Annotated in this window: 31 protein-coding genes; 20 read left to right on the top strand and 11 right to left on the bottom strand. The window is 55.7% G+C overall.

Annotation, left to right across the window (positions count from 1 at the left end; translation table 11 throughout):
- Positions 1-171: 171 nt before the first annotated feature.
- The gene (locus AC5EFR_RS19465) at positions 172-690 is read right to left on the bottom strand and encodes a CBS domain-containing protein (protein ID WP_493577398.1); all 519 of its coding nucleotides are present in this window, start codon (positions 688-690) and stop codon (positions 172-174) included.
- A gap of 77 nt (positions 691-767) precedes the next feature.
- Here AC5EFR_RS19465 and AC5EFR_RS19460 point away from each other — a divergent pair, with 77 nt between their 5' ends.
- Complete coding sequence (locus AC5EFR_RS19460) at positions 768-950, top strand: hypothetical protein (RefSeq protein ID WP_493577397.1); 183 nt, start codon at positions 768-770, stop codon at positions 948-950.
- 4 nt (positions 951-954) lie between these two features.
- Here AC5EFR_RS19460 and nqrM read toward each other — a convergent pair whose 3' ends face one another.
- Together nqrM and AC5EFR_RS19450 are read right to left on the bottom strand one after the other, a co-directional pair.
- Complete coding sequence (gene nqrM, locus AC5EFR_RS19455; RefSeq protein ID WP_493577396.1) at positions 955-1,194, bottom strand: (Na+)-NQR maturation NqrM; 240 nt, start codon at positions 1,192-1,194, stop codon at positions 955-957.
- Between the two features lie 20 nt (positions 1,195-1,214).
- Entirely contained in the window at positions 1,215-2,204 is a 990-nt protein-coding gene (locus AC5EFR_RS19450) for an FAD:protein FMN transferase (protein WP_493577402.1), read from the bottom strand.
- Positions 2,205-2,409: 205 nt separating this feature from the next.
- On the opposite strand from AC5EFR_RS19450, the gene AC5EFR_RS19445 reads away from it, so the two are divergent.
- Genes AC5EFR_RS19445 through nqrF form a run of 6 tightly spaced genes read left to right on the top strand, consistent with a single transcriptional unit; the run spans position 2,410 to position 8,263 of the window.
- The gene (locus AC5EFR_RS19445) at positions 2,410-3,753 is read left to right on the top strand and encodes a Na(+)-translocating NADH-quinone reductase subunit A (RefSeq protein ID WP_493577395.1); all 1,344 of its coding nucleotides are present in this window, start codon (positions 2,410-2,412) and stop codon (positions 3,751-3,753) included.
- Between the two features lie 5 nt (positions 3,754-3,758).
- Positions 3,759-4,958, top strand: coding sequence for an NADH:ubiquinone reductase (Na(+)-transporting) subunit B (locus tag AC5EFR_RS19440; protein ID WP_493577394.1), 1,200 nt, complete (start codon positions 3,759-3,761; stop codon positions 4,956-4,958).
- Positions 4,951-5,763 carry a Na(+)-translocating NADH-quinone reductase subunit C gene (locus AC5EFR_RS19435; protein ID WP_493577393.1) on the top strand — a complete coding sequence of 271 codons (813 nt, stop codon included), beginning with the start codon at positions 4,951-4,953 and terminating at the stop codon, positions 5,761-5,763. Before AC5EFR_RS19440 ends, AC5EFR_RS19435 begins: the two co-directional genes overlap by 8 nt.
- Positions 5,763-6,416, top strand: a complete 654-nt coding sequence (locus tag AC5EFR_RS19430; RefSeq protein ID WP_493577392.1) for an NADH:ubiquinone reductase (Na(+)-transporting) subunit D — start codon at positions 5,763-5,765, stop codon at positions 6,414-6,416. The genes AC5EFR_RS19435 and AC5EFR_RS19430 overlap by 1 nt, the downstream gene beginning before the upstream one ends.
- Positions 6,416-7,024 (top strand): NADH:ubiquinone reductase (Na(+)-transporting) subunit E, encoded by a 609-nt coding sequence (gene nqrE, locus AC5EFR_RS19425; RefSeq protein ID WP_493577391.1) that lies wholly within the window; start codon positions 6,416-6,418, stop codon positions 7,022-7,024. Before AC5EFR_RS19430 ends, nqrE begins: the two co-directional genes overlap by 1 nt.
- Positions 7,025-7,039: 15 nt before the next feature.
- Complete coding sequence (gene nqrF / locus AC5EFR_RS19420; protein WP_493577390.1) at positions 7,040-8,263, top strand: NADH:ubiquinone reductase (Na(+)-transporting) subunit F; 1,224 nt, start codon at positions 7,040-7,042, stop codon at positions 8,261-8,263.
- Between the two features lie 382 nt (positions 8,264-8,645).
- Here the strand turns inward: nqrF and AC5EFR_RS19415 are convergent, their stop codons facing one another.
- Positions 8,646-9,065 carry a hypothetical protein gene (locus AC5EFR_RS19415; protein ID WP_493577389.1) on the bottom strand — a complete coding sequence of 140 codons (420 nt, stop codon included), beginning with the start codon at positions 9,063-9,065 and terminating at the stop codon, positions 8,646-8,648.
- Positions 9,065-9,613 (bottom strand): YaeQ family protein, encoded by a 549-nt coding sequence (locus AC5EFR_RS19410; RefSeq protein WP_493577388.1) that lies wholly within the window; start codon positions 9,611-9,613, stop codon positions 9,065-9,067. Before AC5EFR_RS19410 ends, AC5EFR_RS19415 begins: the two co-directional genes overlap by 1 nt.
- A 448-nt stretch (positions 9,614-10,061) precedes the next feature.
- Between AC5EFR_RS19410 and trxA the strand changes: the two genes are divergently transcribed.
- Genes trxA through AC5EFR_RS19395 form a run of 3 tightly spaced genes read left to right on the top strand, consistent with a single transcriptional unit; the run spans position 10,062 to position 11,824 of the window.
- Positions 10,062-10,973, top strand: a complete 912-nt coding sequence (trxA, locus tag AC5EFR_RS19405; RefSeq protein ID WP_493577387.1) for a thioredoxin — start codon at positions 10,062-10,064, stop codon at positions 10,971-10,973.
- 27 nt (positions 10,974-11,000) lie between these two features.
- The gene (locus tag AC5EFR_RS19400) at positions 11,001-11,642 is read left to right on the top strand and encodes an LON peptidase substrate-binding domain-containing protein (protein WP_493577386.1); all 642 of its coding nucleotides are present in this window, start codon (positions 11,001-11,003) and stop codon (positions 11,640-11,642) included.
- Positions 11,639-11,824 (top strand): Trm112 family protein, encoded by a 186-nt coding sequence (locus AC5EFR_RS19395; RefSeq protein WP_493577385.1) that lies wholly within the window; start codon positions 11,639-11,641, stop codon positions 11,822-11,824. Before AC5EFR_RS19400 ends, AC5EFR_RS19395 begins: the two co-directional genes overlap by 4 nt.
- Before the next feature lie 14 nt (positions 11,825-11,838).
- Here the strand turns inward: AC5EFR_RS19395 and AC5EFR_RS19390 are convergent, their stop codons facing one another.
- Positions 11,839-12,810 (bottom strand): threonine ammonia-lyase, encoded by a 972-nt coding sequence (locus tag AC5EFR_RS19390; protein WP_493577384.1) that lies wholly within the window; start codon positions 12,808-12,810, stop codon positions 11,839-11,841.
- 98 nt (positions 12,811-12,908) lie between these two features.
- On the opposite strand from AC5EFR_RS19390, the gene AC5EFR_RS19385 reads away from it, so the two are divergent.
- The 3 genes from AC5EFR_RS19385 (at position 12,909) to rpsO (ending at position 14,958) form a co-directional block, all read left to right on the top strand.
- The gene (locus tag AC5EFR_RS19385) at positions 12,909-13,442 is read left to right on the top strand and encodes a DUF1643 domain-containing protein (protein WP_493577401.1); all 534 of its coding nucleotides are present in this window, start codon (positions 12,909-12,911) and stop codon (positions 13,440-13,442) included.
- A gap of 112 nt (positions 13,443-13,554) precedes the next feature.
- Complete coding sequence (locus AC5EFR_RS19380) at positions 13,555-14,529, top strand: calcium-binding protein (protein ID WP_493577383.1); 975 nt, start codon at positions 13,555-13,557, stop codon at positions 14,527-14,529.
- A 159-nt stretch (positions 14,530-14,688) separates the two neighbouring features.
- On the top strand, positions 14,689-14,958 hold the full coding sequence (gene rpsO, locus AC5EFR_RS19375; protein WP_493577382.1) for a 30S ribosomal protein S15: 270 nt from the start codon (positions 14,689-14,691) through the stop codon (positions 14,956-14,958).
- Positions 14,959-15,026: 68 nt separating this feature from the next.
- Here rpsO and AC5EFR_RS19370 read toward each other — a convergent pair whose 3' ends face one another.
- The 3 genes from AC5EFR_RS19370 to AC5EFR_RS19360 all read right to left on the bottom strand — a co-directional run bounded on the left by AC5EFR_RS19370 (position 15,027) and on the right by AC5EFR_RS19360 (position 17,555).
- Positions 15,027-15,656 carry a glutathione S-transferase family protein gene (locus AC5EFR_RS19370; protein WP_493577381.1) on the bottom strand — a complete coding sequence of 210 codons (630 nt, stop codon included), beginning with the start codon at positions 15,654-15,656 and terminating at the stop codon, positions 15,027-15,029.
- A gap of 75 nt (positions 15,657-15,731) precedes the next feature.
- Positions 15,732-16,979 (bottom strand): cation:proton antiporter, encoded by a 1,248-nt coding sequence (locus AC5EFR_RS19365; RefSeq protein ID WP_493577380.1) that lies wholly within the window; start codon positions 16,977-16,979, stop codon positions 15,732-15,734.
- A 108-nt stretch (positions 16,980-17,087) separates the two neighbouring features.
- The gene (locus tag AC5EFR_RS19360) at positions 17,088-17,555 is read right to left on the bottom strand and encodes a DM13 domain-containing protein (protein WP_493577379.1); all 468 of its coding nucleotides are present in this window, start codon (positions 17,553-17,555) and stop codon (positions 17,088-17,090) included.
- A gap of 260 nt (positions 17,556-17,815) precedes the next feature.
- Between AC5EFR_RS19360 and pnp the strand changes: the two genes are divergently transcribed.
- Entirely contained in the window at positions 17,816-19,963 is a 2,148-nt protein-coding gene (pnp, locus tag AC5EFR_RS19355) for a polyribonucleotide nucleotidyltransferase (RefSeq protein ID WP_493577378.1), read from the top strand.
- A 66-nt stretch (positions 19,964-20,029) separates the two neighbouring features.
- On the opposite strand, the gene AC5EFR_RS19350 is transcribed toward pnp, so the two are convergent.
- Positions 20,030-20,458, bottom strand: a complete 429-nt coding sequence (locus AC5EFR_RS19350) for an organic hydroperoxide resistance protein (RefSeq protein ID WP_493577377.1) — start codon at positions 20,456-20,458, stop codon at positions 20,030-20,032.
- A gap of 99 nt (positions 20,459-20,557) precedes the next feature.
- On the opposite strand from AC5EFR_RS19350, the gene AC5EFR_RS19345 reads away from it, so the two are divergent.
- The 3 genes from AC5EFR_RS19345 to AC5EFR_RS19335 all read left to right on the top strand — a co-directional run bounded on the left by AC5EFR_RS19345 (position 20,558) and on the right by AC5EFR_RS19335 (position 22,754).
- Entirely contained in the window at positions 20,558-21,013 is a 456-nt protein-coding gene (locus AC5EFR_RS19345) for a MarR family winged helix-turn-helix transcriptional regulator (protein WP_493577376.1), read from the top strand.
- Positions 21,014-21,393: 380 nt separating this feature from the next.
- Positions 21,394-21,747 carry a YigZ family protein gene (locus AC5EFR_RS19340; RefSeq protein WP_493577375.1) on the top strand — a complete coding sequence of 118 codons (354 nt, stop codon included), beginning with the start codon at positions 21,394-21,396 and terminating at the stop codon, positions 21,745-21,747.
- Between the two features lie 77 nt (positions 21,748-21,824).
- Entirely contained in the window at positions 21,825-22,754 is a 930-nt protein-coding gene (locus AC5EFR_RS19335; RefSeq protein WP_493577374.1) for an SRPBCC family protein, read from the top strand.
- A gap of 179 nt (positions 22,755-22,933) precedes the next feature.
- Here the strand turns inward: AC5EFR_RS19335 and AC5EFR_RS19330 are convergent, their stop codons facing one another.
- Positions 22,934-23,620 (bottom strand): response regulator transcription factor, encoded by a 687-nt coding sequence (locus AC5EFR_RS19330; RefSeq protein ID WP_299922814.1) that lies wholly within the window; start codon positions 23,618-23,620, stop codon positions 22,934-22,936.
- 145 nt (positions 23,621-23,765) lie between these two features.
- Here AC5EFR_RS19330 and ribA point away from each other — a divergent pair, with 145 nt between their 5' ends.
- The 3 genes from ribA (at position 23,766) to AC5EFR_RS19315 (ending at position 26,708) form a co-directional block, all read left to right on the top strand.
- Positions 23,766-24,854, top strand: coding sequence for a GTP cyclohydrolase II (ribA, locus tag AC5EFR_RS19325; RefSeq protein WP_493577373.1), 1,089 nt, complete (start codon positions 23,766-23,768; stop codon positions 24,852-24,854).
- Positions 24,855-24,863: 9 nt separating this feature from the next.
- Positions 24,864-25,364 (top strand): L,D-transpeptidase family protein, encoded by a 501-nt coding sequence (locus AC5EFR_RS19320; RefSeq protein WP_493577372.1) that lies wholly within the window; start codon positions 24,864-24,866, stop codon positions 25,362-25,364.
- Positions 25,365-25,604: 240 nt separating this feature from the next.
- On the top strand, positions 25,605-26,708 hold the full coding sequence (locus AC5EFR_RS19315; RefSeq protein ID WP_493577371.1) for an ABC transporter ATP-binding protein: 1,104 nt from the start codon (positions 25,605-25,607) through the stop codon (positions 26,706-26,708).
- Positions 26,709-26,804: the final 96 nt, after the last annotated feature.

Genomic DNA, 26,804 nt, shown 5'->3' with positions numbered 1-26,804 from the left:
TGAACCCTGAATGGCAAAATGATCTAGCGCTGTGCTGGCTGCGTCTGGCCCCCAAAAGGGTAAGCTGGTTTTCCTGTCAATGCCCCAGTCGCCATCCAGATGAGGCCCGATGGTTGGGCATCGCGCCGGTCTAGATCACAAGAGGCTCTCTTAGGTGTGTTTCAAACCGCCTTACCCGACGATCAGCTGTTTAAGCTTCAACGCTTCGTACTCCAGAGTTTTTAAACGATGGTTGACCACGTCACCAAGCGAGATCATGCCAATCAGCTGGTCGTCTTCTAGGACAGGCATATGCCGAAAGCGCCCGTCGGTCATGCGGCGTAAAACACTAACCAACAGTTCGTCAGTTGAGGTCGTTTCCACATTTGCCGACATAAGCTGATCGACGGTTTGGGAAAGGGTTTCTTTGGGGGTTTCGGCCAGCCGTCGCACAATGTCGCGTTCTGACAAAATCCCCACGAGCTTGCCGTCATCGTCCTTGACGATCAATGCGCCGATCCGTTTTTCGCCAAGAATGGCGACGGCGTCAGAGACCGGATTTTGCGGACCGATGCAAAAGAGTTCCCCCCCCTTGTCTGTCATAACCTCTGCAACCTTGGCCTGTGCCACCGATACATTGGTTTGCAATGACTGACTATGAGTTGTCTCGTTCGCGTCACCGCGGGTTTTGGGTTTATAGGATCCGACCATGGCAATTCCCTCCTGTCCTAACTATAGGATAAGGAGAATTGCCTTTGGGTAAACAGTTTCCACCAAAAAGGTGCCAAATGACGGACCTGACCCTGACACCTGCCAGCGCTACGGTGCTGTTCGTAATCGCCTGTTTGGCGGGGTATCGCTATCGCCGGGTGTGGAAAGCCGAAGGACCGCGCAGCCAGTTATGGCTGTCGGGCCTGATTGCGGCAGGGACGCTTTTGGTGCTTGGCTTTGTTCCCCTGACAAGCGGGTGATCTATCAGCCCGCAGTGCGCTCTGCCGCCTCGCGGCGCGCGCGTTGGCGTGGGCATTCAAGCCGTTCGCGTAGTGGGCTGTTAGGGTCAATTTCCTTTTTGCACACAAGGCAATGATCCGCGCCGTCTACGGCGTTTAACCCACCACAGCTTCCTTTGATGGTGCGCCCCGAAAGCATCACACCGATCGCCATCCCCATCATGACGATGGAAAACAGTCCAAAGGCGAGGATAAAAGTCGACATGGCGCTGTGCCTTTCCCGCGTTATGCGGTCAGTGAGGTGAACTTGTCCGACACAGTGGGGACAAGGTGGTTGGTCGTGTCGCCAGTACGTTCGACAAACAGAGCCGCCAAATCAAGGTTGTTGGCAAGTTCAAGGCCGCGTTCGCGCCCCAGAACCAAGAGCGCAGTTGCCCATGCGTCGGCCAGCATTGCGTTGTCGGTCAGCACAGTAACCGATGCGGTATTGTGGGTGACGGGACGACCGGTTGTCGGGTCAATCATGTGCGAATATCGCTGGCCATCGACTTCGAAGAAGTTGCGATAATCCCCGGATGTGGCCATGCCCATGTTCGAGAGGCCCACGACCTGCATGACGCCACGATCAAAGCTCTGGGGCGTTTCGATGCCGATCTGCCATGGCTGACCTTCTGGGTTTTTGCCAGCAGTGACGAGATCGCCACCGATCTCGACCATATAGTCGGTGATCCCATGGGCGGCCAAAGCCTTGGCGACCAGGTCGACACCAAAGCCTTTGGCGATGGAAGACAGATAGATTTGCGCACCATTGTTCAGCTTGACCAAGGCACCTTTTTGAAGCTCAAGCGACTGCTGTTGACCGCAGCACCCCATGGCCTCGGCTATCTTGTTGTCGGTCGGCATTTCACCAGGGGTTTGGCGCGCGCCAAATCCCCACAGGTCAAACAAGGCGCCGGCCGTGACGTCGAAACGTCCATCACTGGCGGTGTTGACGTCCGCAGCGGCCTGCATCACGTGATGGAAGTCGTGTGAAACCGCGACCCGGTCACCGGCTTTTGCCGCATTGAAACGCGAAATTTCCGATTCGTCGTCCCAGTTAGACATTTGGGCGTTCACCCGTGCCAGAGCGGTATCGACATCGGCTTGAAGCGTTGCTTTGTCCACCGCTTGGCTGTGGTCTATGGCTACAATCTTGTAACCTGTGCCCATCGTAAGCCCGGTCAGTTCCAGCACGGACCAGCCCTTCTTGCAGGCGGCAGCCAATGCAAGCGGCATAATCATGAAGCTACGGCGAGAAAAAAGAAGAGGGTTCGACACGGGCGTCTCCGCTGGGTTGCGCATTTCCACTGTAAGATCGGCACGCTTCTGAGGCAGATCAGCAAAAAGTTCAACAGAGTTTTGAGAGTTTGCGCTCAAACACCTTCCAAAACCCGTGCTTTTCTCGCATAAGGCAGCCGAAAACCGACAGGACACATGTGACGTGCAGCAATTCAAATTGAAAAAAGGTCTGAACGTGCCGGTGCTGGGGGCGCCTGGTAACGGGATAGAAGACGGAGCAGAAATCCGCACTGTGGCGGTGCTTGGACAGGATTTTATTGGTTTGAAACCGCGCCTTGCCGTCGCGGAAGGGGATGTGATTGCTGCGGGCGCACCGATCTTTGCCCACAAGGATACGCCCGAGGTTCAGGTGACCGCACCTGTGACAGGGCGAATCAAGGCGATCAACAGGGGCGCGCGCCGCGCTTTGATCAGCGTAGAAATCGACGTTGATGCCTCTGCAGCCGAATCAGTGGACTTTTCAACTGTTGGCGATGACAGCACCGCCGATGGCATTCGCGCCCGTCTTTGTGCGGCGGGTCTCTGGACTGCGTTTCGCACGCGCCCGTATTCCAAAGTGCCTGCGGGTGATGCGCAGGCCGCTGCGATCTATGTGACGGCGATGGACAGCGAACCCTTGTCCGGCGATGCCGCCGTGATCATCAATGACGACCCTGAGGCTTTCGCCCGCGGGCTAGAGGCCGTCTCCAAGTTGACCGATGGTGCGACATACCTTTGTCAGGACGCGGGGGCCGACATTCCCGGGGCTGATCAGGAAGGTGTGACGGCGGTCGGGTTTTCCGGGCCGCATCCAGCCGGTCTTGCCGGTACGCATATGCATTTCCTAGAGCCGCCACGCTCGGATAAAACAGTTTGGACCATTGGCTATCACGATGTGATCGTCATTGGTCGTCTGATGCTGACGGGCATGTTAGACAGTCGTCGCATCATCGCCCTGTCGGGGCCGATGTGTTCGAACCCACGTTTGGTGCGCACCGTTGCGGGCGCTTCGATGACCGACCTATGTGCAGGTGACTTGCAGGGCGAGACGCCGATCCGCGTGATTTCCGGCTCGATCCTGTCTGGCGCTGCTGGCGCGGGGCCAACGGCCTATTTGGGTCGCTATGCCCGACAGATCACCTTGATCGAAGAGGATCACAAGCAGATCCCGTTGGGGTGGATTCGGCCGATGTTCTCAAAATACGCCTACCAGCCGGTGCTGGGATCGGCCATGTCCAAACGCTTGCATGCTTTGACTTCTAACCTGAACGGCGGACGTCGTGCTATGGTGCCGATTGGGACGTTTGAGCAAATTGTTCCACAAGATTTTCTCCCCACGCAGTTGCTACGCGCGCTGTTGGTGATGGACACGGATCAAGCCCAGGCGCTTGGGGCGTTGGAATTGGACGAAGAAGATTTGGCGCTGTGCGGTTTTGCCTGCCCGGCCAAATATGAATACGGTATCGCCCTGCGCGACAGCCTCACCAAGATCGAGAAGGAGGGGTAGGGCCGATGGGGCTAAGAGCATTCTTCGACAAAATCGAACCGAGCTTCACCAAGGGCGGTAAGTATGAACAGTATTTCCCCATCTATGAGATGGTTGAAAGCTTTCTGTATACGCCCAAAACCGTGACCACAGTCGCGCCTCATGCGCGGTCTTACGTGGATATGAAGCGGATCATGACCTATGTGGTGCTGGCGACTGTGCCTGCGGTCCTCTTTGGTCTTTATAATACCGGTCTACAGACCAATCAGGCGATTGCGGAATATGGCCACTCTGGCTGGCGTGCCGCGATCATTGACGGGCTGGGAATTGGCTTCAACGCCAACAACCCGGTGGCCAACATGCTGCATGGGCTGTTGTATTTCCTACCGATTTATATCGTGACGCTGGTCGCCGGAGGCATCTTTGAGGTGATCTTTTCGGTGGTGCGCAAGCACGAGGTGAACGAAGGGTTCCTTGTCAGCTCGATGCTCTACACGCTGATCCTACCGGCTTCGACGCCGCTGTGGCAGGTCGCGCTTGGCATCATTTTTGGCGTGGTGATCGGTAAAGAAGTGTTTGGCGGCACCGGCAAGAACTTTTTGAACCCGGCTCTTGTGGGGCGCGCGTTCCTGTATTTTGCCTATCCGGCCCAAATGTCGGGTGAATCGGTTTGGACGCCTGTCGATGGTTTTTCCGGGGCGACCGCCTTGGCGGTCAGCGCGGCGGATGGTTTCGCCACTTTGCCCGACCGCGGCATCGAATGGATGGACGCCTTTGTCGGCGTTATCCAAGGCAGTATGGGGGAAACCTCGACGCTCGCTATCATGATCGGCATGGTGTTCCTTTTGGCGACCAAGATTGCCAACTGGCGTCTGATTGTTGGCTGTCTTGGCGGGATGATCGCCTTTTCGAGCCTGCTCAACTGGATCGGGTCGGACACAAACCCAATGTTCGCAATGCCATGGTATTGGCATCTCGTCATCGGCGGCTACGCCTTTGGTTTGGTCTTTATGGTGACCGAGCCGGTTTCGGCCAGCCACACAAACATGGGCCGCTTTATCTATGGCGCTCTGATCGGCTTCATGGTCGTGATGATCCGCGTCGTTAACCCGGCCTTTCCCGAGGGCATGATGCTGGCGATCCTGTTCGGCAATGTCTTTGCCCCGCTGATTGACCATTTTGTCGTCCAAGCCAACATCAAGCGGAGGGCCAAGCGCAATGCCTGAAGCAACTGAAAACAAGGGCGTTCTGCGCCGTTTCCTAGATGCCCCGCCCGACAGTGTCGGCAAAACGGTCTTCGTTGCGGTGACCCTTTGTCTGGTGGCGTCCATGGTGGTGTCCGCCGCCGCCGTCGCCCTGCGTCCGGTGCAAGAGGCAAACCAGCTCAACGACAAGCGGGTGAACATCCTGCAGGTAGCCGGGGTTTATAACCCCGAGGTGCCTGTCGCCGAGGCCTTTGCAGCTTTCGAGCCGCATGTGTTGGATTTGGCAACCGCAGAGTATTCCGACCAATTCGATATCGACACCTTTGACGCGCTGGCCGCCAGCGGCGATGCGTCGGTGATGCGTGTGCTTGAGGACGATCCCGCCGGATTGGGCGGCCAGATGCAAGCCTATCGCATGGTGTATCTGCTGCGCGACGAAACCGGCGCGTTGGACAAAGTCATCCTGCCGATCGAAGGCTACGGCCTTTGGTCCACACTTTACGGCTTTATCGCCCTAGAAGAGAATGGCAACGACATCTTTGGCCTGCAATTCTATCAGCACGGCGAAACCCCCGGTCTTGGGGCCGAGGTCGACAACCCACGCTGGAAAGCCCTTTGGAATGGCAAACAACTGTTCTCAGAGGATGGTGCCTTGGCGATTAGCGTGGCCAAGACTGCGCCGCCTGCCGGTGCCGAACACCATATTGATGCGCTGGCTGGCGCGACGCTAACTACGGTTGGCGTAGATAACCTTGTCCGTTTTTGGATGGGCGAGGCCGGTTACGGTGCCTATTTGGAACGTCTTAAGGCAGGAGAGGCAGGCTGATGGCTCAGACTTACCGAACCCAATTGATTGACCCCTTGGTCGACAACAACCCGATCACCCTTCAGGTGTTGGGCATTTGTTCGGCGCTGGCGGTAACGTCCTCAATGAAAGTGGCCTTTGTTATGGCCATCGCGGTGACCTTGGTCACGGCCTTTTCGTCGATGTTCATCTCGATCCTGCGCAACCAAATCCCGAACTCGATCCGTATCATCGTTCAGATGGTGATTATCGCGTCGCTGGTGATCTTGGTTGATCAGGTGCTCAAGGCTTATGCCTATGAGATTTCCAAGACCCTGTCGGTCTTTGTTGGCCTGATCATCACCAACTGTATCGTGATGGGCCGCGCCGAGGCCTTTGCGATGAAGAACCCGCCAATGGCCAGCTTTGTCGACGGTGTCGGCAACGGTCTGGGCTATGGCGCGCTGCTTATGGTGGTGTCCTTTATCCGTGAATTGTTCGGCTCAGGCTCTTTGTTCGGCATCACGGTGTTCGAAACCGTGAACAACGGTGGCTGGTATCTCCCTAACGGTCTGCTGCTGTTGCCTCCTTCGGCATTCTTCGTGATTGGCCTGTTGATCTGGGCCATCCGGGCGTGGAAGCCCGCACAAGTCGAAGAACGTGAATACAAGATTCAGACGGTGGAGACACACTAATGCAAGATCTCCTCTCTCTCGCGGTCAAGGCGATCTTCGTCGAAAACCTGGCGCTGTCCTTCTTTTTGGGGATGTGTACTTTTCTAGCGGTCTCCAAGAAGATCCCAACGGCCATGGGTCTTGGTATCTCGGTGATGATCGTTCAGGCGATCACCGTGCCCGCCAACAATCTGATCCTGACCTATCTCTTGGCACCCGGTGCGCTGGCTTGGGCTGGCTTTCCGGATGTGGACCTGACCTTCTTGGGGTTGATCAGCTATATCGGTGTGATTGCCGCGCTGGTGCAGATCTTGGAAATGGTTCTCGATAAGTATTTCCCACCGCTTTACAACGCGCTGGGTGTCTTCTTGCCGTTGATCACAGTGAACTGCGCTATCTTGGGCGGATCGTTGTTTATGGTTGAACGCAGCTATGACTTTGCCGAAAGCGTCACCTATGGCGTGTCTTCGGGCTTTGGTTGGGCGCTGGCGATCACCGCTATGGCGGGTGTGCGCGAAAAGCTGAAATACTCCGACATTCCGGATGGACTCCAGGGTCTTGGTATCACCTTCATCACCGCAGGATTGATGGCGATGGCCTTCATGTCCTTTAGCGGCGTGAAACTGTAAGGGTAGGGGCTAGACATGGCGACTTTCGGACTTGGCGTCCTTCTCTTCACTTTGATCGTCATCGCCTTGGTGATGATCATTCTGGCCGCGCGCTCCAAACTTGTGAGCACGGGCAATGTGGACATCACCATCAACGGTGAAAAGACCATCTCGGTTCCGGCCGGTGGGAAGCTGTTGCAAACACTGGCGGCGGAAAAGCTCTTTGTGCCGTCGGCCTGTGGCGGCGGCGGTACCTGTGCGCAGTGTCGTGTGCGGGTGCATTCGGGCGGCGGGTCGATCTTGCCGACCGAAGAAAGCCACATCACCAAACGCGAAGCGGCCTGTGGCGATCGCCTGTCTTGTCAGGTGGCCGTCAAACAGGACATGAACATCGAAGTTCCCGAAGAGGTCTTTGGCGTCAAAAAATGGGAATGTACGGTTCGCTCAAACGAAAACGTGGCAACCTTTATCAAGGCCTTGGTTTTGGACCTGCCCGAGGGCGAAGATGTGAATTTCCGCGCCGGTGGTTATATCCAGATTGAGGCCCCAGAGCACCAGTTGAAATACACGGAATTCGACGTCGAAGAAGAGTACCGTGAAGATTGGGACAAGTTCAATCTTTGGCAATATGAATCGACCGTGACAGAACCGGTCGAGCGCGCCTATTCCATGGCGAACTATCCGGATGAAAAGGGCATGATCATGCTCAACGTCCGCGTGGCCAGCCCACCACCCGGGTCTTCTGGTATTCCCGCGGGCCAGATGTCGTCCTATATCTTCAACCTGAAGCCGGGTGATAAAGTGACCATTTCGGGTCCGTTCGGCGAGTTTTTCGCGCGTGAGACCGAAAAAGAAATGGTGTTTATTGGTGGTGGTGCCGGCATGGCCCCAATGCGCAGCCATATCTTTGATCAGCTCAAACGCCTGAAGAACAAAGATCGCAAGATCACCTTCTGGTATGGTGCGCGTTCCAAGCGCGAGATGTTCTTTGTCGATGACTTCGACGAGCTGGCCAAGGAATTCCCCAACTTCACATGGCATGTGGCCCTATCGGATGCGATGCCCGAGGATGATTGGGATGGCTATACCGGCTTCATCCACAATGTTCTCTACGAAGAATATCTCAAGAACCATCCGGCCCCTGAGGATTGCGAATTCTACATGTGTGGTCCTCCGATCATGAACAGCTCGGTTATCAACATGTTGTTGGAGCTGGGCGTCGACCGGGAAGACATCATGCTTGATGATTTTGGCGGCTAATCACGCAAGACAAGACTTTGGAAAAGGGGGGGGTTACGCCCCCCTTTTTTATGGGCTTGCCGGATTGTCCGCCAAGAGCGATTGCAAACGGGTGCGGGGGGCTGGGTGTTGTTTGTTTGATGGCGCCAAAGGCGAGCCTGGTGCGTTCCCTAAATGGCGCCAGTGGAAAACGTGTCAAAACCCGGTGTAGCGAGTTCGCTCTAGGTGAGGGGGCACCGTGGAACCAGTTTCGCCGAGAGCGAAATGACCCAGACCGTAAGGTCGCAGGCATCACGCCGTCAAATCACCATCCCTTGTTGGCGACTTTTCAGTGGGCCCGACAAATGCGCCTGATTTCGTCGCGATTGTGCTGCTCCTGCGGGCTTGAACGACCGAAGGAGTTTTAGCGATCTTTTGCAACTGGGGTGCAGGTGCACCAATACTTGAGGGATGCGTCGAGTTCGGCAGCGTGAAAGCTTGCTGGATCTTCGAAATGGCGCCCCGACCGTCGTGCGCTTTCGAAGAACCCCGGTGCGGGCAGCCCGCCGCGCAAGCGGCTAATCACCATCGCTGCGATCAAAGGATGCCCAGCGGCAGCGTCCTCGGCAATGAGGTCTTCCAATGCCACTGTGAGTTGATTGATCGTGTTGGGCGGAGGAACCTGAAGGGTTTTGGCAAGAGCCTGATACGTGACGGGGGCGTCTTGCGGGAGTAGCCCGCAAAGATACGCCCGAACGCGATCGGCCAAAGTGTCTTGGGCAGAGGCATCGGGCGTTTGAAGAGAGGCTGGCGTGTGTCGACCGTTCCTATCAAGATGCGCCATCAGTCGTCCTTATTTTTCCAAATGACCGGCGTGACATAGAGAATTGTGTCACCTTCACTGACCATCACCTCACCGTCCTGAATATTCACCTGTAGCTTCATCGTCCGGCTAGCCAATTGGGCCAATGCCTGTGTGTCCGTTTCCGAAAAATTGACCACCTTTAGGGTGTTGAACCGGGTGGTGTTGTTCTTGATTTTGTCCCACCAAATATCGGCTGTTTTGCCTCCATAGCTATAGATGATCACATCATCGGCTTTGCCACAGGATTGGCGCACTATCTTTTCACTTGGGAGCCCAAGGGTGATCCAAAGTTCAAGCTCATTGCTTAGGCTTTTTTGCCAAATATCCGGTTCATCATCATTTGAAAGCCCCTTGGTCAATTCCAGATGTTCATGGGCATTCAAGGCAAAGGCAACAAGGCGCAGCATCATCCGTTCGTCTGTTTCAGACGGATGTTTGGCAACGGTTAGTTTGTGGGTTTCATAATAATGACGATCCATATCGGACACGGAAAGGTCGACTTTATAAATAGTAGATTTTTGTGCCATGTGTTCTTTCCTCAGAAGTCCAGATACCGGTGACTAATCCGGCTTCCAACTTTGTGAAAGCAAATAACGGACCGCATCAAGATAGGAGCGCTATTGCTTGCCAAGACGTCGGGTGCTTGGTTTGCGTGTAATGCTATTGCTACCCAATCAGGGTTTGATAACTGGACCGATGCAGGGGGAGACGAAAACGCCCTGTGTGCCCTCCAAAGTGTCATAGCGTCGCTGTTTTGGGGGCCGTGATTGAAGGGGTGGTTTGGGATGGGGGCCCAATTTGTCGAAATTACACCCAAATTTCAGAGTGCTACGGCCAGAGGGATTGTCGCGATGGGTGGGGCATTCAAGCTTGAAAAAGGCTTCGACCAACGCCGCTGCGCTCCAACCCTTGCAACCAACGCCGTCCTGCGCCATCTAGCATGCAACGCAACCGCAACTGGCGGAGGAAATGATTATGTTGGAACTGGGTGGTGCCGCACCGGCGGCAAATGATCTGATCAAGGATGTCACCGAAGCGGATTTCATGAAAGAGGTGGTTGATGCCTCGATGGAGACCCCGGTCATCGTTGATTTCTGGGCCCCGTGGTGTGGGCCGTGCAAAACGCTTGGGCCCCAGCTTGAGGCGGCGGTGACGGCAGCCAATGGCGCGGTTAAAATGGCCAAGATCAATGTCGATGAGGCACAGATGATCGCCGGTCAATTGCAGATTCAGTCGATCCCGACGGTCTATGCCTTTTGGCAGGGGCAGCCGGTTGATGGTTTCCAAGGCGCGGTGCCCGAGTCTGAGATCAAAGCCTTTGTTGATCGTGTCGTCGAAGCCGGTGGCGGGGATGCCTCTGGTGGTCTTGATGCGGCATTGGATGCCGCAGACGAAATGCTAGAAGCAGGCGAGGCGTCGGACGCCGCCCAGACCTATGCTGCAATCCTTGGCGAAGATGCCAATAATGCGCGCGCCTATGCGGGCATGGTTCAGGCGCATCTGGCGCTTGATGATCTCGATCAGGCCGAAGCGATCCTGAATGGCGCGCCTGCTGAGATTTCCAATGCCCCCGAGCTTGAAGCCGCCCATGCGCAACTTGAGCTGGCCAAACAAGCCGCTGATGCCGGTCCTGTGGCGGAGTTGACCGCCGCCGTTGAGGCCGAGCCGGACAACCATCAGGCGCGGTTTGACCTTGCTCAGGCCTTGCATGCCAATGGCGATGCCGAAAACGCCGTCGCGCAGTTGTTGGAATTGTTCCGCCGTGATCGCGAATGGAATGACGGTGCGGCCAAGACGCAATTGTTCACGATCTTTGACGCGCTCAAGCCCAACGATCCGGTGGTTTTGAACGGGCGGCGCAAGCTTAGCTCGATGATCTTTGCCTAAAGCCGCACCTGCGCTAGATTGACGGGTATGACACGTCTCACAGACCTGCCTCAGACCTTACCGGTCTTTCCGCTTCCGGGTGCATTGATGTTGCCCCGGGCGCGTTTGCCGTTGCATATATTTGAACCGCGCTATCTTGCGATGCTGGATGATGCGTTGAAATCGGACACGCGGTTGATCGGCATGATCCAACCCTGTCCGACCCCAGAAACCCAAGAACCGCGTCTTCATAGCATCGGCTGTGCCGGGCGGATTACGCAGTTTTCGGAAACCGAAGACGGGCGATATATGGTCACCTTGTCCGGCGTCTCGCGCTACCGCGTGGTCGAAGAACTTGAGGGCTTTCAACCCTACCGGCGCTGTCGGGTGTCTTGGGATGGGTTTGAGAGGGACCGCGAGGGCGCAGAGGCCGATCGCGGTTTTGATCGCCGGGGTTTTATGGGCTTGTTGGAACGTTATTTCGATGTTCAGGAATTGTCGGTCGATTGGCCGACCCTGAAAGAGGCAGATGATGAATTGTTGATCAATTCCTTGTCGATGTTGTTGGACCTAAGCCCGGAGGACCGGCAAGCCTTGTTAGAGGCTCCGTCTTTGACGACCCGCCGCGAAACCCTTGTAACACTGATAGAATATTCTCTGCGTGGCGGAGAAGAGGATTTGATTCAATGAGCCCGAAGACCACAATTGACCGCCGGATGTTAGAGGCGATGATTTGCCCGGTGACGCAAGGCGGTTTGACTTATGACGCGGAGAAGCAAGAGCTTGTCAGCCGCGCGGCCAAGCTGGCTTTTCCGATCCGAGATGGCATTCCGGTGATGTTGGTCGACGAAGCGCGTCAGTTGGACGACTAAACCTGCCGCTTTTTCTACAGTGTTTGTAGCGCGCGTGTGAAGGTCTCAGGATCAACATTTCCGCCTGAAATCGTGGCGATAATCGTGTCGCTTTCGATCTCTTGGGCGTGAAACAAAGCGCAGGCAAGGGCGATGGCTCCGCCAGGTTCGGCGACCACCTTGAGGTGGCGAAAGGCCAGCGCCATGGCTTTTTGGGCTTCGGCTTCGCTGGCCACCAATCCGGGACCACAAAGTCGCGACATGATCGGAAAGGTGATCTCACCGGGCATTGGGGTGAGGATGGCGTCACACAAACCACCGGCTTCGGTGGCATTGCGTTCCCGCGTGCCGCTCTGCAAGGATCGCGCCACATCGTCATAGCCTTCGGGTTCGGCGGGGTGAACGCGCATATCCGGAGCCGTGGTCGCGAGCGCAAGCGCGATCCCGGAGGTGAGGCCGCCTCCTCCGCAACACACCAAAACACCGGCCTTTGTGACACCCAACTCTGCCGCTTGCTCTGCGATTTCGAGGCCGCAGGTGCCTTGCCCGGCGATCACCTCGGGTTCGTCATAGGGTTTGATCAAGGTGAGACCACGCTTTTTAGCAAGATTTTTGCCAATGGTTTCGCGATCTTCACCACCGGCACGATCGTACAGGACCACCTCGCTGCCAAGCATCTTGGTGCCTTCGATTTTGAGGGCGGGGGCGTCGGCGGGCATGACAATCACCGCAGGGATGCCAAAGGCACGAGCCGCAGCGGCGATGCCCTGGGCGTGGTTGCCCGACGAAAAGGCGATCACACCCTTTTTGCGGGTTTCTTCATCTAACGCCGAAACGGCGGACCAGCCACCACGATACTTGAAGCTTCCGGTGTGTTGCAGGCATTCTGCCTTGACCAAAATGCGCTTGCCGGCGATGGCGTCCAGCGCCGGGGATGACAACAATGGCGTGCGGCGCACATGGCCTTGGACCCGCGCGGCGGCGGCGGTGATCATGTCAAAATTCATGGTTTTGTCCTGCTATTCTCGCGTCGTTAATGGGCCTCATGATGTCCAAACTGTCAACGGGTCTTGAACCTCTGCCGCGCATTGGGCAGCTTGCCGATATGATCGAACGCCATGCCGACCAAGACAGCCAGCGCAGCACCGCTTTCTATTCGCCTTGCGAGACCTATCGCTATGGGTTGCGGCGGATTTGGGCGGCGGGGCCCGAGTTGATGTTTGTGATGCTCAACCCGTCAACAGCGACCGAAGAAAAGAACGATCCGACGATTGAACGGTGCCAACGGCGCGCCATGCAACTGGGGTTTGGCGGGTTGCGGATTGCCAATCTGTTTGCCTATCGCGCGACCTTGCCGACGGAATTGCGCAAGGCCTCCGATCCCGAAGGACCGGAAAATGCCGCGTTGTTACGTGATTGGTCCGGGTGCTGTGCGATGACGATTGCCGGGTGGGGAACGCATGGGGCTTTGCTGGGGCAGGGGGCAAAGGTTGCGCCCGAGTTGACAGGAGATGTGCGCCATCTCGGTTTGACCAAAGAGGGCCATCCGCGCCATCCGCTATATGTTTCATATGCAACCCAACCGGTGCCCTGGCCTGTTGACTGTCGGTATGGGGAGTGTGACCAATTCACGTTTTGATGAAATTGCCATAAATTTCAGAAGGCAGGTGTTAACCACAGGTCGCGAATTTCATTGATTGAAACGGTTCTATCTGGGATATTCCAGATGGCTCCGTGTGAGGTTGGATACGATGTTTTTTCTTGCTGGTCTTCTTGGGATGATGGCCCTTGGCTCTGTGGTTGTGGTTAGCACAACCGCGTCTGAGGACGAAATACCCGAGGACGATGGCCAAACTCAAGAAACAACACCTGAACAGCCTGAAGAACAGTCTGGATCGCTCTTTGAACAAATGGGGTTGGTCGAAAGCGGTTCGGAAGGTGATGACACCATGGCCGGTTCGGACAATACTGATGTTCTGATCGGGAAGGACGGCAACGACGTTATTGAAGGCGGCGGCGATGACGACGAACTTCACGGCAACGACGGGACGGATACGGTTCTGGGCGGAGATGACAACGATACCCTGCATGGCGAAGGTGGCGACGACCTTTTAGACGGCGGCGATGACGATGATGATCTTTATGGTCATCATGGGGACGACGCGATGCAAGGCGGGGACGGCGACGACCACCTTGTTGGCGGGCTTGGCAATGATCTGATGGATGGTGGCATTGGCGACGATGCCCTTGGCGGTCGCGAAGGTGCCGACACCCTGCATGGTGGATTGGGGTCGGACACGCTCTTTGGCGGGTTTGACAACGATTTGGTCAATGGTGTTGTGCGCGGCGAGACCGGCGAAGACATTGATGATCAGGATTTCTTAAACGGTGGCGATGGTGATGACACTATTGCGGCCGGGTCTGGTGATATTGTCACCGCTGGCGAAGGGGCCGATACCTTTGTACTTGGCGATTGGATCACCGGCGAGGCCGCGCAGTTCATGGATTACAACAATAGCGAAGATCAGCTTGTCATCGTCTATGATGATAGCATGGGCGACGAAGACCCGGAGCTCGACATTCGCGTGTCCGCCGATGATCCAAATATGACCGAGGTTGTTGTTGATGGGACGGTTCTGGCCACAATGGCCAGCGAAAACGCCCCGTCTGTCGACGCCGTTGTGCTTGTTGGTGAAAGCATGGCCGACGAGTTGGCTGTCGCTTAATCCACTATGACATATTGGGGTCGGCCCCAACAAACACTCTTTTCTTTTGATCAGGAATCGCGTATGCGCAGCCATCCGCTTTTGCGGGTATCTCCACGGGCCTTGCTGGACGACATCCCGGCTTGCGCCATAACCTTTATCTTCTGAAAGGAGACCCCGATGTCGATTACGCCCGAAGAAAAAGCACGCTTGATGAAAGAATTCGGCACCAAAGAAGGCGACACTGGTTCGCCCGAAGTACAGGTTGCCATCCTCACCTCGCGCATCTCGACACTGACCGAGCACTTCAAAACCCACAAGAAAGATAACCACTCACGTCGTGGTCTTCTCAAGTTGGTTGCTCAGCGTCGTAAGCTGCTGGATTACACCAAAGCCAAAGATGTGGCCCGTTACCAGGACCTCATCAAGCGCCTCGGCATCCGCCGCTAAGCCAAGCTGGGTTCGCCCAACTTGTAGATATAGAAACGCCCGCTCTGGACTAGAGCGGGCGTTTTTGTTTAGGACATCTTTTCGATCAACACTTGATCATCTTGCCATGCGCGTTGCGTGGCAGGGCGTGCCATCATGCGATTGTGCCAATCCTGAATGCCTGTGTGATCCGGCAAAAGATCGGGCATCCACGAAAAGGACGAATGCACGATGATGTCGGCAACTGTGAACCTGTCGCCCATCAACCAATCGTTCCCGTCCAACGCCGTTTCAAGACGGGTGATCACCTCATTCCAGCCCCGGAACGAGGATTGCAGGCCAGGGTGCTCGATCCCGGAGAGTTTGGCGACCAACACAGGTTCGACAACCCCGGCATTCCAAGCCAGCCATTGAAGACAGGCCCCGCGCTCAGGCGTGCCGACCTCTGGCATCATGGCCGCCTTAGGGAACAGATCGCATAGATGAATCGCAATCGCGATGCTTTCCGTGATCACCGTGCCATCGTGGTCAAGAACCGGCACCTTCTTTTCGGGATGTGGGTTGTCGGGGTCAACGGCCCCTTGGCCGTCGCGTCGTTGAACATTGACGATACGAATATTGACAGCGTTACGCGCGGACAGCTCATCAACCAACGTCACCAATCGGGTGGAGCGGGACATGGGCGCGTGGAACAGGGTAAGCATATGTGTGCCTTTCATGAGGTTATGGGCACGGCTTACCGATAGAGGCTGGCAGAAACTGTCAGGAGCCTGCCAGCCGCAAGGATTTAACCACTAGACCAAGTCAGGTTCGCGACCGACCTTATTGGCCAGTTTCGCAACAGTGAGGCCCTGAACGATAATCGAGAACACAACGACCACATAGGTGGTGGTGAGGATCAGCGGTTTCCATTCATTTTCAGGCAGGGAAAGCGCCAAGGCCACCGAGATACCGCCCTTAAGACCGCCCCATGTCATGATCTGAATGACACCGGGGCCAAAGGTGCGGAAGGGTTTGAGCATCAAGACCGGCACGGCAACGGCCGCCAGACGGCCAACCAAGGCAAGCGCAATCGACATGACGCCGGTGAGCAAATAGCTTTGCTCAAGCTGTACTGCAAAGACCTCGATCCCGATCAGCAGGAAGAGAACTGCGTTCAGGATTTCGTCGACCAACACCCAAAATTTGTCGACATATTCGCGGGTTTCTCCCGACATGCCGTGTTTCGCGCCGATATCGCCGATCAGTAGGCCGGCACAAACGGCGGCGATGGGGGCGGAGACATGTAGCCAGATGGCCAACTCATAACCGCCAAAGGCCAGTCCCAAGGTTAAAAGAACCTCAAGCGAATAGTCGTCAATCAAACGCATCACCCGGAAAACAAGCCAGCCAAGCGCGATGCCTAGAATGGCACCGCCAAAGGCTTCTTGGAAAAACAACGTCGCGACGGCGGCGGCTCCATTGGCGTGATGGGCGTCACTTGGGAAGGCAAGGCCGACGAGGACCAGAAACACCACATAGGCAACACCGTCATTAAAGAGGCTTTCCCCGGCGATCTGAGTCTCCAAAGACTTGCGCATGTTGGCTTCTTTGAGAACGCCAAGCACCGCGACCGGGTCGGTGGGGGTGATGAGCGCGCCAAACACCAGCGCGATCATGATCGGCGCCCCGGTCATCCAGCTAAAGCCAAAGCCCACAATCGCGGTGGACAAACCAACCCCGATTGTGGCCATCGACAAAACGGTCGGCCACACGGCTTTGAGGTCCGACAGCTTGACATGCAGCGCCCCGGCAAAGAGCAACAATCCCAACATGCCTTCGAGCAGGGCATCAGAAAAATCAATGCCTAGGACGACGCTGCGCACTTGATCGGAAATGCCCCATTCGGGAACAATCAAATCAAAGCCCATCGTCGCCATCGAGGCGAGCAAGGCCACGACCAAAATGCCAATGGCAGAGGGCAGTTTGAGGAACAGATAGTTAATGGTGCCGAAAACCCCGGCCATAACGATCAACAACGACGCAATTTGCAGAATATTCATAACAGTCCCGGAAATCTGAGTTTCAAACGCCTGTTAACACGCCAGACGGGTATTGGCAGGGGGAAATTGGTCGTGGTTCTGCGGCTATTGGTGCCGTTATTGCGGCAACTATTGATATTTGGCCGAGGTGATAAACTCTGAAAAGGCCTCGCACCAGATGACAACGGTGGTGTAGTCGGCCACGTCAATACCGTCCGGAATAGTTAGGATCACACCGTCAAAGCTTTTGACGCCCCCGATGCGGGCGGATTGGCTTTTGATGGCGTCAAACCCGGCTTCGTCTTCGACAAATTCCTTTGTCAGATAAAGCATGTAATCCGGCCCCGGAGCCAATTTTCCCATATGCACGATGTCCGTGTCGGACAGGCTGATTGTGCCTTCGCCCCAATGCAAGAAATCACTTCCGGCGCGGTCGCGATCAAAAGTGCCGCTGAAACTGGCCGTTTTGGCTTTTTCTTCGAGCATCGCCATGTCGGGCGCGGGTGGCGCGGTCAAAACCGGCAACAGGTAGACCCCAAGGGCAAAGCCAAACCCAACCGCAACGAGATGGGACAACACAAAAAGGATACGACGCATGGGACCTCCGCAACAAAACGTTGTCGCATAGGATGACGCAAACGGGCGCTTTGGTCCAGCAAAGGCGCGAAAATCGGCCTTTTGGTGGTGGGGATTTCACGATGGGTTCACAAGTGGCTCCCTTTCGGCTATGGACGCGCCATCTGAGACGTGACGCATTGACCCCGGCGCATGACAGGATGAAGGGGTCGGCGGCAATGGGGCCGTCATGCAAACGGGAGACCCGGAGGGCCGGGAGTGCTCCCAGACAGGATACGATGATGTTCAAAGAAACCAAAAAATCCATGCAGTGGGGCGAAGAAACGCTCACACTGGAAACCGGCAAGGTTGCCCGTCAGGCAGACGGTACCGTGATCGCGACACTGGGCGAAACCAGCGTCATGGCGAACGTGACATTTGCCCGCAAGCAAAAGCCGGGTCAGGATTTTTTCCCTCTGACCGTTCACTACCAAGAGAAATACTACGCCGCCGGTAAAATTCCAGGCGGTTTTTTCAAGCGTGAAGCACGCCCAACCGAAAAAGAAACACTGACCGCGCGCCTGATCGACCGTCCGATCCGCCCGCTGTTTGTGCCCGGCTTCAAAAACGAAGTTCTGGTCATGTGTACCGTTCTGAGCCACGACCTTGTTAACGACCCTGACGTTGTTGCGATGATCGCGGCCTCTGCTGCTCTGACCATTTCCGGTGCACCATTCCGTGGCCCAATCGCGTGTGCCCGTGTTGGTTTCGAAGAGGGCGAATACGTTCTGAACCCAACCGTCGAAGACATGGATCAGCTGCGTAACAACCCCGAGCAGCGTCTCGACCTTGTTGTTGCCGGTACCAAAGACGCCGTGATGATGGTTGAATCCGAAGCGTATGAGCTCACCGAAGAAGAGATGCTTGGGGCTGTTGTTTTCGCCCACGAGCAGATCCAGCCGGTTATCGACCTGATCATTGATCTGGCCGAAGATGCCGCCAAAGAGCCGTTCGAATTCGAAGCGCCTGATTATTCAGAGCTTTACGAAGTTGTCAAAGCCGCTGGCGAAGAAGGCATGCGCGCCGCCTATGCCAACACCGACAAGCAAGAGCGTGTTGCCGCCGTGTCCGCAGCCAAAGACGCCATCCTTGCAGGTCTGACCGAAGAGCAGCTTGAAGATGCGAACCTTGGTTCGGCAATCAAAAAGCTGGAGTCGGTTGTTCTGCGCGGTGACGTTGTCAAAAATGGTCGTCGTATTGATGGTCGTGCTCTGGATGAAATCCGTCCGATCGTTTCGGAAACTGGCCTGCTGCCACGGACCCACGGTTCGGCTCTGTTCACCCGTGGTGAAACACAGGGTCTTGTTGTGACCACGCTGGGCACCGGTGACGACGAACAGTTCATCGACGCACTGCATGGCAACTTCAAATCCAACTTCCTGCTGCATTATAACTTCCCTCCCTATTCGGTTGGTGAAGTTGGTCGTGTGTCTGGCCCCGGCCGCCGCGAAATCGGTCACGGCAAGCTGGCTTGGCGCGCGCTTCAGGCGGTTCTGCCTGCGGCAACGGATTTCCCATACACCATCCGCTTGGTGTCTGAGATCACTGAATCCAACGGCTCGTCTTCGATGGCGTCGGTTTGCGGTGGTTCGCTGTCCATGATGGACGCTGGCGTTCCGCTCAAAGCGCCGGTTGCCGGTGTTGCGATGGGTCTGGTTCTGGAAGACGATGGCGATTACGCGATCCTGTCCGACATCTTGGGTGACGAAGATCACCTCGGCGACATGGACTTCAAAGTGGCCGGTACCGAAAACGGCATCACCTCGCTGCAGATGGACATCAAGGTTGCGGGTATTACACCTGAAATCATGTCCAAAGCCTTGGCTCAGGCCAAAGCCGGCCGTCTGCACATCCTAAGCGAGATGTCGAATGCCTTGACCGAAGCGGGTGAATTCAGTGTTCACGCGCCACGCATCGAGACTATGCAGGTTCCAACCGACAAGATCCGTGAAGTTATCGGCTCTGGCGGTAAAGTGATCCGTGAGATCGTCGAAGTGTCAGGTGCCAAAGTTGACATCAACGATGACGGCATCATCAAGATCGCATCGCCAGATGGCGAAAGCATCAAGAAGGCCTATGAGATGATCCACTCGATCGTCGCTGAGCCCGAAGAAGGCGCGATCTACAAAGGTAAAGTTGTCAAAATCGTCGACTTCGGCGCATTTGTGAACTTCTTTGGCAAGCGCGACGGTCTGGTCCACGTGTCCCAGATCGAAAACCGCCGCCTAAACCATCCTTCGGACGTTCTGAAAGAAGGTCAGGAAGTCTTCGTCAAGCTCTTGGGCTTTGACGATCGCGGCAAAGTCCGTTTGGCCATGAAAATGGTTGATCAGGCCACCGGCGAAGAGCAGGCTCCTGAGCCTAAGAAGCAAAAAGACGACGCAGAGTAATTCTGTCGCGTTTGTAAAAGTCAATGGGCTCCCTGATGGGAGCCCTTTTTCGTTAGATGGATCACATCAAACCAGTGTGGTTTCGATGTCGATATTGCCCTTGGTCGCATTGGAATAAGGGCAAATAAAGTGGCCGCGGTCCACAATGGTCTGCGCTGTCGCGGTCTCAACACCGGGCATGGCGACCTCTAGTTTCACCTGAATGCCAAACCCACCGTCGCTACGTGGGCCAACACCGACATGTGCGGTGACTTTGGTGTCATCCGGGACGTCGCCAAGATTCTCGTTTTGTGCCGCGAAACGCATCGCGCCCAGAAAACAAGCGGCATAGCCCAAGGCAAAGAATTCCTCGGGGTTGCGACCTTTACCCGATCCGCCCAGTTCAACCGGAGAGGCCATCGTGGCGGTCAACGCCCCGTCTCCCAACCCTGCAAGCCCATTGCGCCCACCGCCGGTGGCATAGGCATCTGTCCAGTACTTTGTGTCTACAATCATAGTATCGCCCTTGAATAAGTCGTGTACGATATAAATGGCCAATTGACGAAATGAGTCAACAGGGTTGCGATCATGTCGTGCACGATTTATTTCTAAGCTATGGAAAACCTCTCCCCCCAAGAAATGATCTGTTTCGCCTTGTATTCGTCGGCGCAGGCGATGCAGCAGGCTTACAAACCATTGTTGGCTCCGCTCAAGCTTACCTATCCGCAATACATTGTCTTGATGGCTCTTTGGTCCCAAGACGATGTGACGGTTGGTCAATTGGGGCGGCAGGTCATGTTGGAAACCAATACGCTCACACCGCTTTTGAAACGCTTGGAGGGCAAAGGGCTCGTGACTCGTCAGCGTAGCGCCAAGGATGAACGAGTGGTGCGCATTTGTTTGACGCAAGCCGGACGAGAGATGCAGACGGCGGCCAAGCAGGCTGCACAATGCTTTTTCGCAAAAACAGATCTCGGGCAAGAGCAAGCTACAGACTTGCGCGATCAAATCCTGCGGTTGCGGGGAAATCTAGGGAACAGCACCAAGACGCAGGCGTCGGACTTGGCGTAATGATCTGATTTTAAATGCGTTTATTGTGTCGGGGTTTGGTCAGCCTTGCCACGTCCGGCTCCTCGCAAAATCAATGCGCTCCAAGAATAGTCTCGGTCTGGGAATTGCGATCGTATTCGCCCCAAGGGGCTGCAAATCTAAACGATGACGATGTCACGGATGTTGGTCACGGTTGCCCCTATCCTGACGGATAGTCAGGGGGGAAGTTAAGGTTTTGTTTACCCCTGAAAGCGTATTTTTCTTGTGTCAAAAGATCGCATCGGTTGCGGTTCCTTTTACACACTCACGGGATGCGCCGCGGGGGCTTTGGGCAGGGGTCCAAGGCCCCCAAATCGTTTCTGGGGCTTGTTTGGTCCGGCGCGCGCCGCTAGGCCGGGGGTATGAACGTTCTGGAAAATATCATCTCGGACCGCGGATCGCGTTACGCGGTCTCGGGCGGACCATGTTCCTCGGAGGTTGAGGCCAAGGCCTTTCTCAAAGAGCTGAAACGCCGCAAGAAATTTGCCAAAGCCACTCATAATACCTGGGCCTGTTTGACGGATGTCGCGCCGTTGAAGAATGATGATGGCGAAAGCGGTGCCGGTATGGTGATTTTACGGATGCTTGAACGTGAAGAGCTGCGCAATCACATCATCGTTGTCACGCGTTGGTATGGTGGCAAGCATCTTGGCGGGGATCGGTTTCGGCATGTTCAAGATGCTGTGCGGATTTACCTAGACGAATTCGACGTCTAAACCATGACCTCTGAGGTAATTGATTGAGCGCATCGCAATAGCGAAACCTTGCCGCATACGTCGCGAAAGGAAACGCTATGAGTAAAAGTACGATGGCCAAATGGGCCCTTGGGGCGAATGCCACTTTTTCGGTTCTCTGTGGCGGGCTGTTGTTGGCCATGCCCGATACTGCTGCGCGGACTATTCTCTCTGATCCTGCGGGGTGGGGCAAGGGTGCGGCGGTTGCGCTTGGCCTTGGACTGCTTGGGTTTGCCGGGCTTTTGGCCGCGTTGGTCAAGGGCAAGCACCTATCAACACGGCGGGTGAATGAGGTCGTCGTGGCTGATATTTTCTGGGTGTTGGCGACGGCAATCTTTGTCACTGTTGGCGCTGATATCTGGACATCTGCCGGGCGCTTGATGGCTGTTGACGCGGCTTTGATCGTTGCGGGGTTTGCGCTTTGGCAATGGGTCGGCGCAGGGCGTTTGCCCGAGTGTCTATCAAAGGTTTCTGTGACATTGCGCAAGGGCGTGATCATCGTCGAACTGAGCCGCCCGGTACAGGCCCCGCCAGCGGTTGTATGGCGGGTGATGACCGACCATGACCGTTACTCAGAAGTTGCTAATAACATTTACAAAAGCGAAGTTTTGGAAGGTGAGGGGTTGGGTATGATCCGCCGTTGTGAAGGCCCCAAGGCTGAAAGCTGGACAGAGGTGTGTGACGGTTATGAGGACGGCAAATCCTATAGTTTCCGCATCAACACCGAGGCCAAGGATTACCCCTATCCCTTTGCCAAACTGCATGGCACTTGGTTGTTGGAGCAGGGGGTGGATGCGCCGGTGTTCTCGATCAAAATCAAGGTGACACCCAAGGGCGGTGCGTTGGCAGCCATAACGATGTTCACGCTGTCCAAGGCCAGTTTCCACGGCATTCTGATTGACCTTGGTGAAGCATGGGCGGCGCGTATGGAAAAGGAAGCCGAAGACGCTTGGAGCAATGCGCACGACGCGGGTTTGGCACCAGCCTAAGGGGGGCATCGATTGGGCAAAAAAAGGCCGGGCACAAAGGCCCGGCTTAGTCCAACAGGGAGGTGCATGTGATAACCCGCACATGCGACGGGAACTGTTCTTGACCTTAATAAAGATACACTGGCCGTACCTCTTTGATCTGGGTCAACTAAGTTAACACTAGGCCAAAAGGGTTAATTTTAAGCTACTAGGCGATATCCACCCGATTCAGTGACCAACAATCGGGCATTTGAGGGATCGGGCTCAATCTTTTGGCGCAGCCTATAGATGTGGGTTTCCAGCGTGTGGGTGGTGACCCCGGCGTTATACCCCCACACCTCATGCAGCAGCATATCGCGCGGCACGACGCCTTCGGTCGAACGATAGAGGAACTTCAGAATGTTGGTTTCTTTCTCGGTCAGACGGATCTTGCGGTCGTCCTCGGTCACCAAGAGCTTCATTGATGGTTTGAACGTGTATGGGCCAACGGTGAACACGGCGTCTTCGGATTGTTCGTGCTGACGCAGCTGGGCACGGATGCGCGCCAAAAGAACCGGGAACTTGAATGGTTTGGTGACGTAGTCATTGGCACCGGCATCAAGGCCCAAGATGGTATCGGCATCGGTATCATGCCCGGTTAGCATCAGGATCGGCGCTTTGACGCCCTGTTTGCGCATCAGGCGGCACAATTCGCGGCCGTCCATATCGGGCAACCCAACGTCAAGAATAACAAGATCGTAAATCTGCTCTTTGGCACGCGCCATGGCATTTGCGCCATTTTCGGCTTCAAAGACCTCAAAATCCTCGGTCATGATCAATTGCTCGGCCAATGCCTCGCGCAGGTCGTCGTCGTCATCGACCAAAAGGATGTTCTTAAGCTGTGCCATTTGCTGGGCTCCCGTGTTGCCTTTTTGGGCAGATGTGCTCATTTTGGCACCTCGACAAGGATTGCTGCAACCACTTCACGCGCTCGTGTCCGATCTGGGTGAATGTTTCAGGATTTAGGCCGAATTGTTACAAGGAGATAAGGCCTTGGGGCTGGGACCGGAGCTAAACGATATTCTGGCGCGTGCGCGGGCCGATCTGCGCATGGGCGTACCTGTGATCCTAACCGGGCACGGGCAGGCTTTGATTGTGATGGCGGCTGAAACGGCTGGTCATGATCGGTTCGAGCTGTTGCGCAGCACAGGTTCGGTCGATTTGGTTCTGACCGGACGGCGGGCCGAAACGCTCAAGGCGCGGGCTTATGATGGCGATGTGGCGCGTGTTGTTCTTCCGGATGGGGCGCAATTGGATTGGGTTCAGGCCTTGGCGGATCCGGCGGACGATTTGCGCGTCCCGATGAAGGGGCCATTGCACACACGCCGCGATGGCAACTGCGATTTGCACCGATTGGCGATCACACTGGTGAAATCGGCGCGCTTGCTTCCTGCGGTTTTGGTCCAAGATACCGGCGAGGCGATTGCCCTAGCGGCGCGCGAGGACCTCACCTTGATCCCCGGTGAGGCGGCAACGCCCCATGTCATGGAATTAGCAACGCTGAATAATGTGGTGGCGGCGAGGGTACCCTTGCAGGCCGCCCACAATGCCCGGCTGCATATTTTCCGCCCCGAGGATGGCGGCGAGGAACACTATGCCGTCGAAATTGGTCGCCCGGATCGCAGCAAGCCCGTTTTGGCGCGGCTGCATTCGGCTTGTTTCACCGGCGATGTCTTGGGGTCTTTGAAATGTGATTGCGGGCCGCAATTGAACGCCGCGCTGGCGGCGATGGGCGACACCGGTGCCGGCGTGTTGTTGTATCTCAACCAAGAGGGGCGGGGTATTGGCCTTGCCAACAAGATGCGCGCCTATGCCTTGCAGGATCAGGGGTTTGATACGGTAGAGGCCAATCACCGGCTTGGGTTTGAAGATGATGAGCGTGATTTCCGCCTTGGAGCGCAAATCTTGCAAAAGCTTGGCTTTTCGAGCGTGCGTTTGCTCACCAACAACCCCAAAAAGATCGCGATGATGGAACGCTGTGGCGTCGCGGTAACCGAACGGGTGCCGCTCAAGGTTGGCAAAACCGATGAGAACGCCAACTACCTTGCGGTCAAGGCGGCAAAATCTGGCCATCTGCTATAAGGAGCGATCATGCCTGACATGGTTTTGACCCGAATGGGGCTGCGGTTTCGCGGACGAATGTGGCCGTGTACCATTGGCAAAGGTGGTATTCGGACGGACAAACGAGAAGGTGATGGTGCCACGCCTGTTGGGACCCACCGGATTGTTGGCCTTCTCTACCGGCCCGATCGGCTGGCCCGTCCGGCTCCTTGGGCTTTACCCATTCGTCCGGGCGATTTGTGGTCTGATGATGAGCGGGATGCGGGCTACAACCAACTGGTGCGTGCCCCCTATAAGCCGAGCCATGAAACCCTGCGCCGCGCTGACCCACTATATGACTTGATATTGTTGACCGATTGGAACTGGCCCAATGCCGAACCGGGGCGGGGATCGGCAATTTTTCTTCATCGGTGGCGCCGACCGGGGTACCCGACCGAAGGTTGTATTGCCTTTCGACCGGATCATTTTCATAAAATTGTGCAAATCGCCCCCCCCGGAACCAAGGTGATTGTCTCCAAAACTCTCGCGTGACCGATTGTGCGTTAGCGCTAAATACAGGGGGCACAAAGAATCGGTGTTGGGAAATTGTTCTGTTTTGGAGAGCTAATGTGGCGGATTACGCCGCGAAATGCCGCAAATCTGCGCGCATGACCCGTAAACGCCAATTGTCAGAGCATTTTTTTATGAACAGGTTGCAACGTCTGCCCGGACAGGGTTTAGTTTGCCCTTAAGACAGCGGAGAAAATCCGCGGATACATAGGGAGTGTGCCTTTGGCCGATTCGGGAAACAGCGACGCGTTTGTCGCGTTTGAACGCGTACAAAAGAGTTATGACGGTGAGGTGCTCGTCGTCAAAGATCTGAACCTCTCGATGCCTAAGGGCGAATTTTTGACGATGCTTGGGCCCTCGGGGTCTGGCAAAACCACATGCCTGATGATGTTGGCCGGCTTTGAAACGGCGACCCATGGGGATATCCTTTTGGATGGTGTCAGCATCAACAACATTCCGCCGCACAAACGCGGCATTGGCATGGTGTTCCAAAACTACGCGCTGTTCCCACATATGACGATTGCCGAGAACCTCAGCTTTCCGCTTGAGGTGCGTAAAATGGGCAAATCCGAGCGCGAAGAAAAAGTGAAACGCGCGCTTGATATGGTTGAGATGGGGGCCTTTGGTGGCCGCCGTCCCGCCCAGCTGTCAGGTGGTCAGCAGCAGCGTGTCGCTCTGGCCCGTGCATTGGTGTTCGAACCCGAGTTGGTTTTGATGGATGAACCGCTTGGCGCGCTGGACAAGCAGCTTCGGGAAAAGATGCAGTTCGAGATCACCCATCTGGCCCATGAACTTGGCATTACAACGGTTTACGTGACACACGACCAAACCGAAGCCTTGACCATGTCAGACCGGGTTGCGGTGTTCAACGATGGTCGTATTCAGCAGTTGGCTCCGCCTGATCTGCTTTACGAAAAGCCAGAAAACAGTTTTGTTGCGCAGTTCATCGGTGAAAATAACACCCTCGAAGGTGTTGTCACTGAAATCAAGGGGGACACCTGTGTTGTGCGCCTCGATGATGGCGAAGAGCTTGATGCGACGCCGGTCAATGTGACCAAGGTTGGCGAAAAAACCCGCGTGTCGATCCGCCCGGAGCGGGTTGAGATCAACAAGGATCGCCTCCAAGAGGGCGCGCATACGCTCAAGGCAGAAGTGCTTGAATTCATTTACATGGGTGACATTTTCCGCACCCGTCTGCGCGTGGCCGGAAATGATGATTTCATCATCAAAACACGGAACGCACCGGATCAGGTCAAGCTTGAGCCAGGTACAATGATCGACATTGGCTGGCTACCCGAAGACTGCCGGGCTTTGGACGCGATATAATTGGAATAGCTCCGCACTCACTGCGGTGCGGAGTCTTGTAGAGAGGTCAGATGTGCTGCCCGTGCTCTGACTTCCACTCATCAAACGGGTAACTAA

The sequence above is a fragment of the Pelagimonas sp. genome (assembly GCF_058892305.1).
The sequence above is the reverse complement of the archived record's forward strand: the minus strand, read 5'-3'. Positions and strand labels throughout refer to the sequence as shown.